This is a genomic window from Paenarthrobacter sp. NPDC089714 (assembly GCF_044748905.1).
Lineage (GTDB): Bacteria > Actinomycetota > Actinomycetes > Actinomycetales > Micrococcaceae > Arthrobacter.
This window is the reverse complement of record NZ_JBIVGX010000012.1, coordinates 77,848-93,690: the sequence shown is the minus strand read 5'-3', so window position 1 is coordinate 93,690 and position 15,843 is coordinate 77,848. Positions and strand designations below refer to the sequence as shown.

General features: G+C 64.0%; 16 protein-coding genes. 5 read left to right on the top strand and 11 right to left on the bottom strand.

The features are described from left to right. Window positions 1-80 precede the first annotated feature (80 nt). On the bottom strand, window positions 81-653 hold the full coding sequence (locus tag ACIPY3_RS18235) for an MOSC domain-containing protein (RefSeq protein ID WP_400336432.1): 573 nt from the start codon (window positions 651-653) through the stop codon (window positions 81-83). Then, window positions 650-1,195, bottom strand: a complete 546-nt coding sequence (locus tag ACIPY3_RS18230) for a gluconokinase (RefSeq protein ID WP_400336430.1) — start codon at window positions 1,193-1,195, stop codon at window positions 650-652. Before ACIPY3_RS18230 ends, ACIPY3_RS18235 begins: the two co-directional genes overlap by 4 nt. Before the next feature lie 494 nt (window positions 1,196-1,689). Between ACIPY3_RS18230 and ACIPY3_RS18225 the strand changes: the two genes are divergently transcribed. Continuing rightward, the gene (locus ACIPY3_RS18225) at window positions 1,690-2,169 is read left to right on the top strand and encodes a hypothetical protein (protein ID WP_400336428.1); all 480 of its coding nucleotides are present in this window, start codon (window positions 1,690-1,692) and stop codon (window positions 2,167-2,169) included. Between the two features lie 52 nt (window positions 2,170-2,221). On the opposite strand, the gene ACIPY3_RS18220 is transcribed toward ACIPY3_RS18225, so the two are convergent. The 9 genes from ACIPY3_RS18220 to ACIPY3_RS18180 all read right to left on the bottom strand — a co-directional run bounded on the left by ACIPY3_RS18220 (window position 2,222) and on the right by ACIPY3_RS18180 (window position 10,296). Continuing rightward, the gene (locus tag ACIPY3_RS18220) at window positions 2,222-2,809 is read right to left on the bottom strand and encodes a TetR/AcrR family transcriptional regulator (protein WP_400336426.1); all 588 of its coding nucleotides are present in this window, start codon (window positions 2,807-2,809) and stop codon (window positions 2,222-2,224) included. A gap of 28 nt (window positions 2,810-2,837) precedes the next feature. Beyond that, window positions 2,838-3,440, bottom strand: coding sequence for a TetR/AcrR family transcriptional regulator (locus ACIPY3_RS18215; RefSeq protein WP_400336424.1), 603 nt, complete (start codon window positions 3,438-3,440; stop codon window positions 2,838-2,840). Beyond that, a complete protein-coding gene (locus ACIPY3_RS18210; RefSeq protein WP_400336422.1) occupies window positions 3,437-4,615 on the bottom strand; it encodes a pyridoxal phosphate-dependent aminotransferase in 1,179 nt (392 codons plus the stop codon). Before ACIPY3_RS18210 ends, ACIPY3_RS18215 begins: the two co-directional genes overlap by 4 nt. Before the next feature lie 47 nt (window positions 4,616-4,662). Beyond that, a complete protein-coding gene (locus ACIPY3_RS18205) occupies window positions 4,663-5,460 on the bottom strand; it encodes an SDR family oxidoreductase (RefSeq protein ID WP_400336420.1) in 798 nt (265 codons plus the stop codon). Between the two features lie 104 nt (window positions 5,461-5,564). Further along, window positions 5,565-6,587 (bottom strand): biotin-dependent carboxyltransferase family protein, encoded by a 1,023-nt coding sequence (locus ACIPY3_RS18200; RefSeq protein ID WP_400336418.1) that lies wholly within the window; start codon window positions 6,585-6,587, stop codon window positions 5,565-5,567. Beyond that, a complete protein-coding gene (locus tag ACIPY3_RS18195; protein ID WP_400336416.1) occupies window positions 6,587-7,342 on the bottom strand; it encodes an allophanate hydrolase subunit 1 in 756 nt (251 codons plus the stop codon). The genes ACIPY3_RS18200 and ACIPY3_RS18195 overlap by 1 nt, the downstream gene beginning before the upstream one ends. A gap of 27 nt (window positions 7,343-7,369) precedes the next feature. Continuing rightward, a complete protein-coding gene (locus tag ACIPY3_RS18190; RefSeq protein WP_400336414.1) occupies window positions 7,370-8,173 on the bottom strand; it encodes a LamB/YcsF family protein in 804 nt (267 codons plus the stop codon). A 92-nt stretch (window positions 8,174-8,265) separates the two neighbouring features. Beyond that, window positions 8,266-9,615 (bottom strand): MFS transporter, encoded by a 1,350-nt coding sequence (locus tag ACIPY3_RS18185; RefSeq protein WP_400336412.1) that lies wholly within the window; start codon window positions 9,613-9,615, stop codon window positions 8,266-8,268. Between the two features lie 48 nt (window positions 9,616-9,663). After that, window positions 9,664-10,296 carry an RraA family protein gene (locus ACIPY3_RS18180; RefSeq protein ID WP_400336410.1) on the bottom strand — a complete coding sequence of 211 codons (633 nt, stop codon included), beginning with the start codon at window positions 10,294-10,296 and terminating at the stop codon, window positions 9,664-9,666. Between the two features lie 335 nt (window positions 10,297-10,631). On the opposite strand from ACIPY3_RS18180, the gene ACIPY3_RS18175 reads away from it, so the two are divergent. Genes ACIPY3_RS18175 through ACIPY3_RS18160 form a run of 4 tightly spaced genes read left to right on the top strand, consistent with a single transcriptional unit; the run spans window position 10,632 to window position 15,811 of the window. Beyond that, window positions 10,632-12,194, top strand: coding sequence for an ABC transporter substrate-binding protein (locus ACIPY3_RS18175; RefSeq protein ID WP_400336408.1), 1,563 nt, complete (start codon window positions 10,632-10,634; stop codon window positions 12,192-12,194). A gap of 14 nt (window positions 12,195-12,208) precedes the next feature. Further along, window positions 12,209-13,255: an ABC transporter permease gene (locus ACIPY3_RS18170; RefSeq protein WP_400336406.1), complete on the top strand. Its 1,047-nt coding sequence runs from the start codon at window positions 12,209-12,211 to the stop codon at window positions 13,253-13,255. Then, a complete protein-coding gene (locus ACIPY3_RS18165; protein ID WP_400336404.1) occupies window positions 13,248-15,005 on the top strand; it encodes a dipeptide/oligopeptide/nickel ABC transporter permease/ATP-binding protein in 1,758 nt (585 codons plus the stop codon). The genes ACIPY3_RS18170 and ACIPY3_RS18165 overlap by 8 nt, the downstream gene beginning before the upstream one ends. Beyond that, window positions 15,002-15,811: an ATP-binding cassette domain-containing protein gene (locus tag ACIPY3_RS18160; protein WP_400336403.1), complete on the top strand. Its 810-nt coding sequence runs from the start codon at window positions 15,002-15,004 to the stop codon at window positions 15,809-15,811. The genes ACIPY3_RS18165 and ACIPY3_RS18160 overlap by 4 nt, the downstream gene beginning before the upstream one ends. Window positions 15,812-15,843: the final 32 nt, after the last annotated feature.

Here is a 15,843-nt window from a genome sequence, read left to right as displayed (position 1 = left end):
GCATTGGGGTCCGGCCCAGAGTAGGTCGTGGCGGTACACGCGTGCCGGATGCGGGATTGGCGACGGCCGACGGACCTGGGCTACGGCAGTCGCGACGGCCTCAACACTGTCGCCTCGCCGGCTCGCGCGGGGTCAAGGGCTACCGGGCTCACCAACACGGCAGGACCGCGGTGGAGCAGCCCGCCGGAGATTACCTGGCAGCGAACGCCACCCCGTCCGCGCATGGCTTTATGGGCTCCGGGTGCCAGCATCTGATCCATCCAGGCGCAGGGGTGGGCCGGGCGTCCGGCTTTGAGGCGCACCGAGTCCCCACATGAATCGAGGACGAACTCGTGGCCCAGCAGGGGAGCAAGCTCGGCCCCGCGGATCACCACGTTCCGGCGGGTCAGCAGCGGATCGAAAGGGCCGGCGTTGAGCTCTGCGGCGATTGCCTCCAGCCCTTCGACGGCGAACACCGTCACCGCTGCATCCATGTGGGCGGCTTTGCCGAAGAACCGGTCGCCCACGATGCCTTTTCCGGCAACCAGCTCAGCGGTCGCGGCATCCGCGGTAGGGACGTCGGCTGCTCCTTCCCGTGCCCGCCCAAAGTAGGCGTGCGCGGGAGACATCAAGAGATGCAGCACATCGACGTCGTACCTGTACTCAGAGGTCATCCCTCAACGCTAGCCCCAACCGGCAGCGTGAGCACGGAGAGTCGATCGCAGATGGCGTCGACCAAGGCGCTGGGCGCGAGGGTGATGTCCGCGAGCACGTGCTTCTCATCGTGTTCAAGTGGTTCGAGGGTGCTGAGCTGCGAGTCCAGGAGGCTGGAGGGCATGAACTCGTGGTCGCGGGCATTCATGCGGGCCAGGAGAGTCGCGCGGTCGCCGTTGAGGTGGACGAAGACGACGCCGGGCACGTGCTGCCGCAGCAGGTCGCGGTAGCTGCGCTTCAAAGCGGAGCAGGCAATGATCATCGGGGTGCCAGCGTCCGAGGAATCCCGAAGTACCCGGCCGATTTCTTCAAGCCATGGTTTCCTGTCGGTGTCATCCAACGGGATGCCAGCGCCCATCTTGGCCTTGTTTGCGGCGGGGTGCAGGTGGTCGCCATCCTGGAAAACCATGCCGAGCCGCTCGCCGAGCAGTGAGCCGACAGTGGATTTGCCGCATCCGGAGACGCCCATGACAACCATGGGTGGGTGGGAAACAGGAGTCATGGGAAGTTCCTTCCGGTCGCGCCGTTGCAGACGGATGATCCAAAAAAATCATATTTGAGAAAAGATTCGCAGACGCAGGGTGCTCCAGTCAAGGGCTTTTCCATATGTGAAAGCTATTGGCCCACACCGGGCGCCTATGGTCCCGGGGTCGCCCAGCCCTCCAGGCGACTATGAGAAAACTTAAACAAATGAGAAAAGTTTCTTGCTTTTGAGTGACCTGCGACATACGCTTAATCCATCAGATTTCCCCGAGTTTCCCAGCAAACTCCCCAATCCCCGGAGGCATGTGATGCGTCGCATCGTTGGAGAACATTCAGTTGGCCATCAGCACCGGTGCCGGTATATCGCCGGAACCGGAAGCCACTGCCCGGTCAGCGGCATGTGGACTCCCGTAGGCCAGGTAGGCCCAAGCCTGCAGGTGCTGGAAGGCAGCATCATGCCGACGCACCAGAACGAGGCAGTCGTCTGGCACCTGGTCCAGGGCCTCACGCACCGTGACCTACGTAGCTGAAGCCCGCCCGCGCAGGCGAACCACGCCTCACCAGCCCCGGCCGACGTCCCTTGAAGTGCGGCTTACAGGGTCCAGGGTGTCCCGTGGCCGCATCGACAGCCATATCCGCACGCTCTTGGGCCACCGGAACGAGGCCATTGCCGCGGCGCTGGCGGACAAGGTTTCCTTGGCTGCCGTTTCGGCTGTTGTGGGCATCCGGGCCGCGGACGTCAAGAGGCTCGGCGGCGCGTACCAGGATCTCCACTTCTCCGGGGCGCAGCAGGAGTGGCATCTCTCCGGTCTACAAGCCGTCGTACGGCAACTTGACGCCGCTCTCGAGGAGAAGGAGCGCAGCGTGGAAAGCCTCCGTCGCGACGTCGTGGAGGGACTGGAAGCAGGGCACCTGGACATCTTCCGCATCGCTGCTTTGACGTCACTCCCAGCGGAGCGAATCCGCGAATTGATCAGGCCAGTTGCCCTGTAGACATGGAAAAAGCCGGACCCACGGGTCCGGCTTTTCGGCTGTCACGGGAAATCTACGCCTGCTCGCGGTCAGCGCTCCATCCAGCCAACGCGCCCTTCAGCGCAGCAATCAACCGGGCAGTCGCCTGGTCCTTGGTGAGCTTCACGGTGTTGATGAGGTCCAGGATTTCGCGGGGGTCGAACAGGATATTCCACAGGAACATTGCCTCATCGCCGATCGGCGGCAGCCCCAGTTCCTCGCAGGCTTCGCGCAGCGGCCGCTCCAAGGCATCGGCCTGAACGGTCAGGTAGAACGCGCCGGAACGCAGGCGGGCCAAGTAGCCCTCGCCGGAACGGGTGTACAGCATGGCGCCGCCATGCCGGGTGACCAGGTCCACCCACTTGCGGCTCACGGCGGTCAAAAGCTCGACGCCGGCCAGTTCCTGCTGCTTCAGGCTGTAGTCGCGCAGTTTCTCACCAACGCCAAAACGGTACTCGGCCAGGATGTCCTCGACTGAGGGAAAGTGCCGGTAAGCGGTGGCCGTAGATATTTCGGCATGCTTGGCGACGTCCGTCATGCTGATGGGACCGCGGCGGGACGCGAAAAGCTGGCCCGCTGCCTTGACCAGTTGTCTGCGGTTGCGCTGTGTATCACTACGCATTGATGGGCACCCTTTCGTCACCTCAAGCTTAGGTCCTGGAAGCGGACCACCCTGTCAGGGCGGCCGTGAAGGTCCTGACCAGCCGGGCGGAGGCCTGCTCGGCCGTGAGGTCCAGGCTCTGGATGAGATCGTTGATTTCGCGGGGGTCGAAGAAGCCGTTCCACAGGAAGAGCGCCTCGTCCCCCGGATGCGGAAGACCGAGTTCCCGGCAGGCTTCCCGGAGGGGCTCTGCAAGGGCATCGGCCTGGACGGTCAGGTAGTACGCGCCCGCCTTGACGCGGGCCAGGTAGCCTTCGGCGGACCTCGTATGGATCATGGACTCGCCGTGCTGGACCACCAAGTGCACCCATTTGGCGCACACGGCTTCCAGCAACTCAAGGCCAACCGAGGTCTGGGTTCGGCTGAACTCCAGCAGTTCCCGGCCCACCTCGAACCGGTATGCCGCCAGCGCGTCGTCCACCGATGCGAAGTGCCGATACGCCGTGGCCGTGGAGATGCCTGCCTCTGCGGCGATTTGGGACATGGTAGCCGAACGGCCGGCTCCGAAGAGCCGGCCGGCCGCGTCAACCAAGAGCATCCGGTTTCGCTGCATGTCAACGCGCAGCCCTGCCGGTTGGTCGAGCAGAGTCACGCGTCCCGCCTGAGGGCCGTGAGGCCTGCAGCAAGACGTTCGACGCCGACAGTGATCGCCTCCGCGCTGGCGGCGTAGGAAAGCCGCAGGTGGTGTTCGCCGTTGCGCCCGAACTCGCTGCCCGGACGTACAGCGACGCCGAATTCGCGCAGGTGCGCCACCATCTGGGCGGCCGGCAGATCGACGTCGTATTTGGGGAAGAGGTAGAAGGCCCCCTCGGGGGAGCTGACCGTGAGGCCGGGGATCTTGCTGAGGCCGTCGAACATCAGTTGGCGGCGTTCGGCGTAGGAAGCGTGCATGCGCTTGATGTCCGGGCCGCAGGTCTTGAGGGCGGTCAAGGCGGCCAACTGAACGGCCGTGTTCATGGAACCGTTGAAGGTGTTGTGCACACGCGCGGCGGAGGCGATGACGTCGGAAGGACCCCACAGGTAGCCGACGCGCCAGCCGGTCATGGCGTAGCTCTTGGAGAACGTCTGGCAGTACATGGTCCTGCCTGCCAGGCCGGGGATTTCCAAGGCGGAGGTGAAGGGTTCCTCGGTGTAGACCAGGTCGCTGTAGGCCTCGTCGGAGAGAACCAGGGTATCCGTGCCTGCCACGATGTCCGCGAGGGCTTCGAGTTCCTGGCGCGAGTGGACAATGCCGGTGGGGTTGGACGGGTTGCAGAAGACGAACATCTTGGCACCCTCGAGGGCGGTGGTCAGGGCCTCAAGGTCCCAGTGGAGGTCATCCGCCAGCGGAACAGCAACAGTCTCGCCACCGGCCATGCTGACCAAGTCCGCGTAGAGGGAGTAGGTGGGGTCCGGAATGACCACCTTGTCGCCGGGGTTGACGATGCCCAGAATGGCTGCGGACAGTCCGGCCGTTCCGCCCTGGGTGATGAGCACGTCGCCGGGGCTGGCCACTTCGCCGAGGAGCTGGCCGATACGGGCAGCCAACTCCTCGCGAAGCACCAGCTCGCCGAGCAGCGGCGAGTAGTGGGTGTGGCCCTCTTCCAGGGCGCGGGCGGCAGCAGCGCGGACCTGTTCGGGGGTGTCGAAGTCCGGCTCGCCCATGGCTAGAGACACAAGGTCGCCCTTGGACTGGGGCTGCTGGACGCGCAATGACGTGCGCTGGACACGCAGCACCGCCTCGGAAGGCTGGAAGGGTGCGACGGCGGTGGATGGTTCGGGGGTCATGACAGTCCTGCTTCGGCTGGTTGGGAAGGGAAAGTTGATGGGGGTTGCTACTGCTGGGGGAGGTCTTCTTCGGGAGCTCCAGCCCAGCGGCTGATGTCGATGTCTCCTGAGGTATCGCGCTGCACTGTTGGTGCGATGACGAGTTCCTGGACCACGGTGCGCTGGGGAAGGGTAGCCGCGAGGTGGATGGCGCGGGCCACGTCCTCCGGCTGGACCATCGCTTGGCGTTCTTCGTCCCGGGGTGGCCGGGCGCGGTTGTCCAGGATGGGAGTCGCTGTTTCGCCGGGAAGGATGGTGATAGCGCGGAGGCCTTCGTTGCGGAAGGTGTTGTGGAGGTAGGTCATGAAGTTCCGGACCGCGGCCTTTGCTGCACCGTAGGCGGCACCGCCCAGGAGGTTCGGGTTGACCGCTGCGAGTGAGGATACCGTGATGATGGTGCCCGTGTTCCGGGAGAGCATGCCCGGCAGTACGGCCTGCGTCAGGAGGTAAACGGCGTTGAGGTTGACGTCCAGGACGCCGTTCCATTCCTCCTGGCTGATCCAGCGAACGTTCAACACTTTGCTGGCGCTCCCGGCGTTGTTGACCAGGATGTCCACGGGCCCGAGGTTTTCGGAAACCCACGCAACCAGGGCGTCGACGTCGTCCTTGGATGAGATGTCCGCGGCGCGTGAGGTGACCTTGCCGCCGTCGTTCGTGATGACCGAAGCGACTTCCTCCAGAACGGAAAGCCGACGGCCCACCAGCACCACCTGTGCGCCTTCGGCTGCGAGCAGTTCCGCCGTCGAACGGCCCATGCCCGTCCCCGCGCCGGTGATGACGGCGACTTTGCCTTCGAGAAGTCCCATGGTTCCGTTCCTCCAGATGTGGAAAATATTGCGATAGCTATCACATATGCGAAAAGTTTCTCATTTGCGAAGTGTGAAGGTCAAGTGTTCGTGGCCGCGGAGGCTCAGGCAGCCGCCCGGACGGCAGCGCTTGACGAATGGTGCGGCAGGTCCACCGCGCCGAAGAGGCTCTGGACCCGCGATTCAAGGACACCAAGCAGGCGCTGCGACTCGTAATAATCCTGCACGGCGTACTCTTGGCTGACCCAGCGGAACGTCATCCGCTGCCCCGGACGGGCCTGGCCCAGCATGGGTAAAGAGGCCTTGGTAGCGAAAGCGACAATCGGGTAGCCCGCCGTCAGGGTCCGGTAGCGCCCCAGGATGATGAGCTCGTCCCCATGCGGGATCTCGAAGGCGCCGATGGGTACCCCGTGGGACACGATTTCCCCCAGCCCCTCGGGATGCACCACCGGGCCGTCCAGGCGAAGGCCAACGTGGTTGGACTTGGCGGTGACGGTGTATTCCCGTGAGGCCAGCAGTTCCCGGATACCCTCCGCGGCGTCCGTTTCCGGACCCTCCACAATGTCGATGGTCCACAATGAGTCTTCAAAGGACGGAACGGGTACCGGCAGACGGAACAGCGGCTGCGTCAGGTAGGGATGCTCGAAGCCCGAATAGGTGGTCTTGAGTTCCAGGTGTTGACCGGCCGCGATCTGTTGCGGGAAGCCCATTCGAGCCTCGGGAGCCGCACTGCCCATGAAGTGGTCCGTGACCAGGCTTCCACTGAAGGCCAGGTAATTGCGCATGCCGCCGCGGGCATTGGCAATCACCACGCGACCCTTGGCCGGAACACACACCGGCTCCCACAGAGGGACGCTGCTGCCGTTGACGGTGACATCCGCGGGTGCTCCCGTCACGGAGATCAGGACCGGCTTGGACGTGGTGAAAACGAACCGGCCGCCCATGAGTTCCAGGACAGTAGCGGACCGGTCATTGCCCACCAAGATGTTCGCCACCGCTGCCGAGTGCTGGTCGGCGGCACCTCCGCAGGGCACACCCAGGGCTTCGGAGTGTTCCCGGCCGAGGTCCTGGAAGGTGGCCAACCAGGCAGTTTCGCGGACTTTGATGGTGTTGGTGCGTTCTACCATCAGAGTGCCCCTTCAATCGTGTACGAATCGGTCCGCAGGAAGTGCCCCTCAAGGCGTTCCCACTCGGCGTCCGGAACCACCTTGAACTGCACGGTATCTCCGGGCGAGTAGGACGTGGGCGGATCTTCCCGGATGTCGCAGATGGTCAGCGGAGTGCGGCCAATGACCTTCCAGCCGGTGGGTCCGGGAAAGGGCTGGATGATGGCGTTGGTTCCCGCCACCATCACCGATCCCGGATCCACGTTGGTGCGGGGCTCCTTGCAGCGGCTGACCTGCCCGGGGAACTGGACGGTGCCCATCATGGGTGCCATGGCCGAGGCGAGGAGGTTGATGGACAGCACGGAATCCTCAAGATGCCCCAGTACGGCTTCCTGGCTGATGCCCAATTCCGCAGCCACATCCGGCAGGTCCGGGGCGAAGGCTTCGTTGACCACCAGCGGAATCACAAAGTGCCTACCGCCGTGCGAGCCGGTGCCATTCTCGTGGAACCGTCCAGCCGCCGCGAGCCTGATGGTTTGGGCAAGTTGTGCGTGCCCCACGGCGAGGCAGTCGAACTCCACCAGGATGGAGTCGACGCCTGCCACCACGTCCTGCAGGCCATGTGGCCGCACGTCGAGGAGGATTTCACGGATCCGGCGGCTGCCGGCCTGCCGTTCCTCGACGGTCCCGGATGCCAGGCTGACCATGAGCGCAGAATCGCCAAAAGGTACGGCCTGGATATCCGGCAGCGTTCCGGGAACTGGGTACGTAGTCATGGGTCCTTGGCTTGTTGGTGGGGTAGGTCAGACGGTGGCGAGCCTGGCCTTTTCGGCCAGCACTTCCTGCAGCCCGGTTGCCTTGACTCCGGCCTTGTCCAACGCGGCGCGGAGGGCGGTGCCGTTCTCCAGGACTTGCGGGTGGTCGCCGTGGAGGAGCACGACGTCGGCATCGTGGCCGAGCGGGACAACCTTGCCGGTAACGGCGCGAACCGTTCCTTCGGTCACCACCTGGACGACGCGGCGGCCAATTTCCTCCGGATCGTGCAGCAGGGCGCCCTCAGTGTTGCGGGACACCGGCATGCCGTCTTCGCCGTAGCCGCGGTCGGCCAGGAAGACGTAGCCAACCTCGAGCCCGCGCTTGCGGGATTCATCGGCGAGCAGGCCGTTCTGGCAGATCACGATGTAGGAGGGGTCGTAGGCCTTGATGGCGTCCGTGATGGCGCGTGCGTGCTTGGCGTCGGTCTGGGCGATGCTGCCCATGCGGCCGTGCGGGGCAACGTGGCTGATCTTGCCGCCGTGGATCCGGGCGAAGGCGTCCAAGGCACCGATCTGGTAGAGAACGTCCGTGCGGATTTCCTCTTCGCTGGCCTCGATCAGGCGGCGGCCGAAGCCCACCAGGTCCGGGTAGCCCGGGTGTGCGCCCAGTTCGATGCCGCGCTCGACGCAGGCCTTGACGGTGGCGTCCATGACGCGCGGATCGCCGGCATGGAAGCCGCAGGCAATGTTTGAGGCCGTGACCAGGCCCAAAAGGGCGTCGTCGTCGCCGATTGTGTAGTTTCCGTAGCTTTCGCCGAGGTCTGCAACGACGGCGACTGAGTTGATGCCCAAGGTGACTCCCAATGGTTTTTCGTGTGGTGCTTTATGGTCCAACGACGGCGGCCTGGCAGCAATGGCGGCAGGCCGCCGTCGTACGGGTTTTGTTAGTGGGTGGCCAGCGGCTGTCCCTTGGTTTCCTTCAGGAAGAACACCGAAACCAAGGTGATGATGGCCGTGCCGATCGAGGCGTAGGCCGGAACCATGCTGTTGCTGGTGGCCTTGATGATCTCGGTCATGATCAGCGGAGCGCTGCCACCGAAGATGATGGTGCTGAGGCTGAAGCCGATGCTGTAGGCGCTGTAGCGGACCGTGGTGGGGAACATTTCCGTCAGGACCGTGTGGACCACGGCGGCGTGGCCGGAGAACGCGATGGCCATCACGATGGTGGCGATGCAGGCCAGGCCCATGTTGCCGGTGGTAATCATGGCGAACATCGGGTAGGAGACCAGGGCCATGAGGACTGCGGACAGTGCCAGCACCGGCTTGCGTCCGATGCGGTCAGAGAGGCGGGCCATCAGCGGGATGGAGATGATGATGGCAACCAGGCTGACGGCCGTCACCAGCAACGCCTGGACCATGGAGAAGTTGTTGCCGGAGCCCAGCTGGGTCTTCAGGTACGTAGGCATGTAGGCGAACAACAGGTAGTAGCCGGGGCCGTTCAACGCCGGCAGGAAGATGGTCAGGGCAATGGCCTTCAGGTGGCGCTTGGACGTGAAGACCGCGCGCAGGGGGTTGCGCTCTACTTCGTTGCGTTCGCGGAGTGCTGCGAAGTGCGGGGTGTCTTCCATCTTGGAACGGATGTAGTAGCCCACGTAGCCCAGCGGAAGCGCGAACAGGAACGGGATTCGCCAGGCCCAGGATTCCATGGTGGCGTCACCGAGGGTGGTGATCAGCGTCGCGGAGAAGGCGCTGCCGAACAGCAGGGCGCAGAAGGAGCCCACGGCGATGAAGCTCATGGAGTAGTTGCGGTGCTTGTTGTGCGCATACTCCCCAACGAACGCCATGGCGCCCGCCACTTCGCCGCCTGCGGAGAAGCCCTGCAGGATGCGGAAGAGGATCAGCAACGCAGGGGCCGCCCAGCCAATGACCGACGACGACGGGATGAGGCCGATGCAGGCAGTGGCGCCGGAGATGAGGAGCAGCAGCATGGACAGCAGGTTCTTGCGTCCCAGCTTGTCGCCCAGATGGCCGCAGATAACGCTTCCGAAGGGGCGGGCCAGGAAGCTGACCAGGAAGCCTACGTTGGTCAGCAGCAGGGACCCGAGATCCTTGGAACCCATGATGTTGATGGCAAGGTACGTGGTCAGGAGCCCGTAAATGCCGTAGTCGTACCACTCCACGAAGGAGCCCATGGTGCCGGCGATCGTCGCCTTGCGCACCATCTTGCCGTCAGCAGTGACGACCTTTACTTGTGCGGTGTTCAGATCCACTGATTCCGTCGATGAAGTAGCCATTGGTGGTTCTCTCAGTTTAGGTCCCGCTGTTGGGGAGGGGAGAAGGAGTTAGCTGTATTCGCGGGTGATCTCGGCGGTCATTTCGGCCTCGTGGACCGCGACAGCCTTGACCAGCTCCAGGATTTCCGCGGCGCGGGCCTGGGGGATGATGACGACGCCGTCATCGTCTGCGGCGACGATGTCACCGGCGGCGCACACAATGCCGCCGATGGCCACCGGTTCGCCGATGACGCCGGGGCCGTTCTTGAACGGTCCGGCGGGGGTGGTGCCGCGGGCGAAGACCGGGAACCTGATGTCCGTGATGGTTGCGCGGTCCCGGATGTAGCCGTCGATCACTGCACCCGTGGCACCGGCTGCCTCGAAGCGCTGTGAGAGTTGTTCGCCCACCAGTGCGCGGTGCTCGTGGCCGAATCCGTTGATGACCACGATGTCGCCGGGCTCGATGTAGTTGAGGGACTCGATGACCGCTGCGTTGTCGCCCGCTGCACCGAGGACGGTCAGTGCGGAACCGACGCACTTTGCGCCGGCCCACACGGGGTTGATGTTGCCGTCCACCAGTCCGAGGCGCTCCATCGCATCGCCGATGTTGGCGACGGGGAATTCTTCGAAAGCGCGGACCAGTTCCCGCGGCGGACGGGTCCACTGTGCCTTGCGGACTGTGAGCTCGAGAGTCGTTGCCATGTGTTCCACCTTTGGGTTGGTCGGGGGTTGTTCGGGTTGGCCGCCCTGAGACGCCAATCACATATGAGAAAAGTTTCGCGTTTTTTCTCCACCCCGTCAAGCCCTGGATGTTTCCGGTCTGTAAATCCTCGGCGTGGCGCAGGTCTCTTGTGGGGGAACTCACAAAAAAGCGTTGACTTCGTTCGGTCAATGTGTGAATCTCTTCTCATTCGCGAAATTTATCGCAGTTCAGTCCTTCGGGTTTCGGCACTCCCCGGCGCATCGCATCCGCCGCGGCCAGGCAGCCCTGAAGGCGACCAGGAGGTTCACCCCTTATGCAAGGACGTTCCACTTTCATGGCCGCAGCGGCATCCCTCACGGCGGCCGCATTCTTTATGACAGGCTGCACCACGGGCGGCCAGGCACCCGCAGGAAACGCCTCCGGCGGGGCGATGTCCACGGACACCATCCGGACCGCCCTCAACGCAGATCCCACTACCTTCAACGCGGCCAAGGCCAACGCCAAGGACGACTACGAGGTAGCCCGGTTCCTGTACGACACCGTGGTCCGCAGGGATGCTGACGGGAAGTTCATCGGCGGACTGGCCACTGAGTGGAAATCCACTGCCACCAACGCCACGTTGACCATCCGCAAGGACGCAACGTGCTCGGACGGTACCCCCATTACTCCCACCATCGTGGCGAAGTCCCTCAGCTACTTCGCGGATCCCGCCACCAAGAACAACTTCGGCAAGCTCGTCTTCGGTCCCGGCCAGCCGGTGATTTCCGGCGACGACGCTGCCGGCACAGTGGACATCAAGCTTGCGCAGCCGTGGTCGGAGCTGATCGGCGGCCTGACCTTGGCGCAGACAGGCATCATCTGCCCGGCCGGCCTCGCTGACCTGGATGGACTGGCCAAGGGCGCCGTCAAGGGGGCGTTCTCCGGTCCGTACACGCTGACCAAGGCCAGCCATGGCGTCAGCTACGACATGACGCTCCGCGAGGACTACAAAGCGTGGCCGCAGTACTCCAAGCCGTTGGAAGGTGTTCCGGCCAAGACCGTGCGGTTCTTCCCCGGCGTCAACAAGACCACGGTGGCCAACCAGCTCCTCACCGGTGAAATGGACGTCTCGGACATCGCTCCGGCAGACGTGCAGCGCTTCGAAGGCAACAAGGATTACGCCGTCACGTCGGTGCCTTTTGCCGGCATCTTCCTTCTGTTCAACCAGCGCGAAGGAAGCCCCTTTACCGACCCCGCACTCCGCAAGGCCGTGGCCCAGCTGATGAACCAGCAGGCTTTCAACGCTGCCGCTTACGCGGGCAAGGGCATCACTTACAACTCGATCGTTGCACCTACGGTGCCTTGCGTTCTGCCGGATAACTCGAGCCTCACCAAGGAAGACGCTGCCGCGGCCAAGGCAGTGCTTTCGGGGAAGACCTTCAAAATGGTGGGCACCACCAGCATCGGACCGAACGGTGCAGGCAGCACCTACGTCCAGGAAGCACTCCGCGCCGCCGGTGCAACTGTGGACCTGCAGCTTGTGGACAACGGAACCTGGGCCACCATGACCCAGACCAAGCCGGAGACCTGGGACTTGACCGTGCAGGGTGATGCCAACTTCGTAGGAACCGTGGCAGCCTCCCTGACCCGTATCGCCGGTGTTCCCACGGAAAAGGGCGGCCGCAACATCGGCGGTGGCGAGAACGCGGACATCCTGGCGGACATCGCCAAGGCCCAGGCGGCCACGGACGAATCAGCCCGTTGCGATGCCTACACCAAGGCCCAGAAGAGCATCCTCAGCGACAACGACATTGTTCCGTTCGTTGGTGAGCCGCAGATCGTCGCCCAGCGCTCCGGATTCTCCATCCAGGCACCGTCCGGGATTGTCGACTACGCCACCCTGCGCATCACCAAATAAGCAAAGGCTTCACGATGACTGAACCAACCATGCTCTCCAAGGAAGTCCAGATCCTCGAGAGCCAAACCCCGGGGGCCGCCGAAGGCCCCCGGGGCAGGGCCCTGAGCCTGTCTCCGTGGGCCGACTACGCCCTTCGCCGCGCCGGCGGTGTCCTGCTCTCCGTAGCCCTGCTCGTCGTCGTGACCTTCTTCATGGTTCCGCTCATCCCGGGCGATCCGGCAGTGGCCGTGGCGGGAGCAGACGCAACCACCGAACAGATCGAGGCCATCCGCAACAGCCTCGGCCTCAACGATCCGCTCTACATCCAGTTCATCCACTATGTTGGCGGACTGTTCACCGGGGACCTCGGCGAATCCTTCGCCTACAGCACCTCGGTTTCGCAGATCATCGCCACCAAGCTGCCGTTCACTGCCGAGATTGCGTTGCTGGGCATCCTCCTGGTGCTGCTGGTCTCGGTTCCCGTGGGCATGCTGGTGGGCATCCTGACCCGCGGCGGCCGCAAGAAATGGCTGGACGTGTCCTTCGGGATGCTCACGGGTTTCTTCCAGGCGGTCCCGCAATACGTGGTCTCCACCATGCTGGTGGTGGTCTTTGCCATCATGCTCAAGGTCCTTCCGGCAGCCGGTGCGGCCTCGCTGACCTCGCTGATCCTGCCCGTGATCGGTCTCTCCATCGCACCGATCTGCTCGATTGCCCGCGTGGTCCGCCGCGAGACGTCCACCGTGCTGGAGCAGGACTACCTGCGCACCGGCCGGGGCTGGCGCTTGCCTGCGCTGCGGCTCTACGCGCGGCACGCCCTGCCCAACCTGCTGACCACTGCACTGACCTTGGCCGGGCTGATCCTGGCGGGCATGCTTGGCGGCGCCATCATCGTGGAGAACGTCTTCAACTGGCCAGGACTGGGACGCGAAATAGTCACGGCAATCGTCAACAAGGATTACCCGGTCATCCAGGGCATCATCCTGGTCCTTGGCTTCCTGGCCATCGTGCTCAACCTGCTGGTCGACGTCATCCTTGGCCTCATCGACCCCCGCACTCTTGGAGGAAAGTCCAATGGCTGACACAGCCCGTCCCCGCCGACGGTTCCGCTGGACCACGGGCCTCATTGTCGGCATCGTGTTGATGTCCGCCATGGTTCTCACGGCACTCATCGCCCCGATGTTCCTCACGGATGCCGCCGAGAAGCTGACCCCGCAGGCCTCCCAAGGGCCCAGTGCCGAACACTGGCTCGGCACGGACGACTTCGGCCGCGATGTGTTGGCCCGGTCCTTGGTTGCTGCCAGGCTCACCCTGCTCATGACGGCGGCAACCACGGCGATCGCCGTCGTCGCAGGTATCGCCATCGGTACCGCCGTCTGGCTGGCACCGCGCCGCATCCGTACCGCGGTCCTCCGGGTCATCGAAGCTGCCGTTGCGTACCCGAGCCTCATCTTCTCGTTGTTGATTGCCGCCATTTTGGGCCAAGGAACGTGGTCAGCGGTGCTGGCCATCTCCATTGCGAGCATCCCGGCCTTCGCCCGACTAACGGCGAACATGGCAGCCTCGATTTCGCAGCGCAACTACGTCTCCACAGCCAGGCTCCTGGGGGTCTCCGGCCCCCACATCATCACCCGGCATTTGCTGCCCAACATGGCCGAACCCCTCCTGGTCCTCACGGCAACAGTTTTCGCAACAACGTTGATCGACCTCTCCAGCCTGTCCTTCATAGGCCTCGGCGTGCAGAACCCCGAGTACGACTTTGGCCGGCTCCTCAACGAGGCCCTCGTCAACATCTACTCGCAGCCCCTGCAGGCCGTGATGCCGTCCATCATGATCACCATCACCGGCCTGTCAGCCATGCTCATCGGCGACGGTCTCGCAGCCGCTACCGATCCGCGTGGCGGCCGGAAGTTCGGCAGCCTCCGCAAGGCCTCCGAGGTTCCCGCCTCCCTGCGGGCCGACGCCGAAGCGCTCGTTGAGGTGGACAACCTGACCGTCACAACGCCGTCGGGCCTTCCCCTGGTGAAAGGCGTTTCGCTCAGCATCCACGCGGGCGAAGTAGTGGGACTGGTTGGCGAGTCCGGATCCGGAAAGTCCCTGACGGCGATGTCCATCGCGGGGCTGTTGCCCGAGGAGCTTGGCGTCAACGCCAAGACCATGCGCCTGGGGGACTTGAATCTCCTGAAGAAGAACAACCCGCGTGAGCTGGCCACCTCCATTGGGCTGGTGTACCAGGACCCCGGAACGAGCTTCAACCCTGCGTTGCGCATCGGATCCCAGCTGACCGAAGTCAGTCGGGTCCATCTGGGCCAGTCGCGCAATACCGCGTTCGGCCGCATGGTCAGGGCACTCGCCGACATCCGGATCACCCAGCCGGAAAAGCGCATGAAGCAGCACCCGCACGAACTGTCCGGCGGGATGCTGCAGCGGGCCATGATCGCGTCAACGCTGGTCACGGACCCGCGGCTCATCATTGCCGACGAACCCACCACCGCCCTGGACGTGACGGTCCAGGCTGACGTGCTCCGCCAGTTCCGCACCATCAACCGGGAAATGGGGACCGCCATGTTGTTCATCTCGCACGACATCGGGGTGGTGCAGGCACTGTGCGACAAGGTCATCGTCATGAACGGCGGCAAGATCCTGGAGCGCCTCACCGGTGAGGAACTCTCGGCCGGCAAGGTCAAACACCCCTACACCAAGGCCCTTCTGGCGGCGACGCCGTCCATTGCCGAACGCAAGGCCGAACTCATCACCGTGCGCGCAACGGACTTCACCATGGACGAGGTTGTGGACGAATCCGGCAGTGACACCAAGGAGGTTGCCAAGTGAGTACAGACCAGCCAGTCCTGGAATTGACCGATGTGCGGGTGACGTTCGGCTCCGGCCGCTCTGCTGCCACGGTTCTGAAGGGCGTCAGCGCGAGCATCCAGCCCGGCAAGACCCTTGGAATCGTTGGAGAATCGGGCTCCGGCAAATCCACCATGGCCAAGGCGATCGTGGGTTTGGTGAGGCCCAGCGGCGGTGTGATTTCGTTCTCCGGCCACGACGTAACCAGGATGTCCGGGGCTGAACGCCGGCGCATGCGCCGGGCAGTCCAGATGGTCCCGCAGGACCCGTATTCGTCCCTGAACCCCCGGCGGACCATCGGACAGACCCTCGCCGAGGCCATCGATCCCCTGCGTGCCAACCCCAGAGAACACCGCGAAAAGATCTCCTACTGGCTCTCGACGATCCGCTTGGATCCCGACGTTGCCGAGCGCTATCCGCACGAGTTCTCCGGCGGCCAGCGGCAGCGCATCGCCATTGCGCGTGCCTTGGCGGTGCAGCCCAAGCTCATCATTGCCGACGAGATCACTTCCGCGCTGGACCTCTCCGTGCAGGCCGAGATCCTGAACCTGATCGGCCGGCTCCGGAAGGAGCTGGACCTGACCATGGCCTTCATCTCGCATGACCTCGATGTGGTACACCACGTCAGCGACGAAATCCTGGTCCTGTTCCACGGCGAGGTGGTTGAGTCCGGCGAGGTGGATGCCGTCTACGGGAATCCGCAGCATCCTTACACGCGCCGCTTGATCGATTCCGTCCCTGGCGGCCCGGGCTTCGATATCGGCCCACGTACGGTCGCCACTGTGTGACGTTGTTCGCGTTCGGGGGTTTGGCAGGCCGC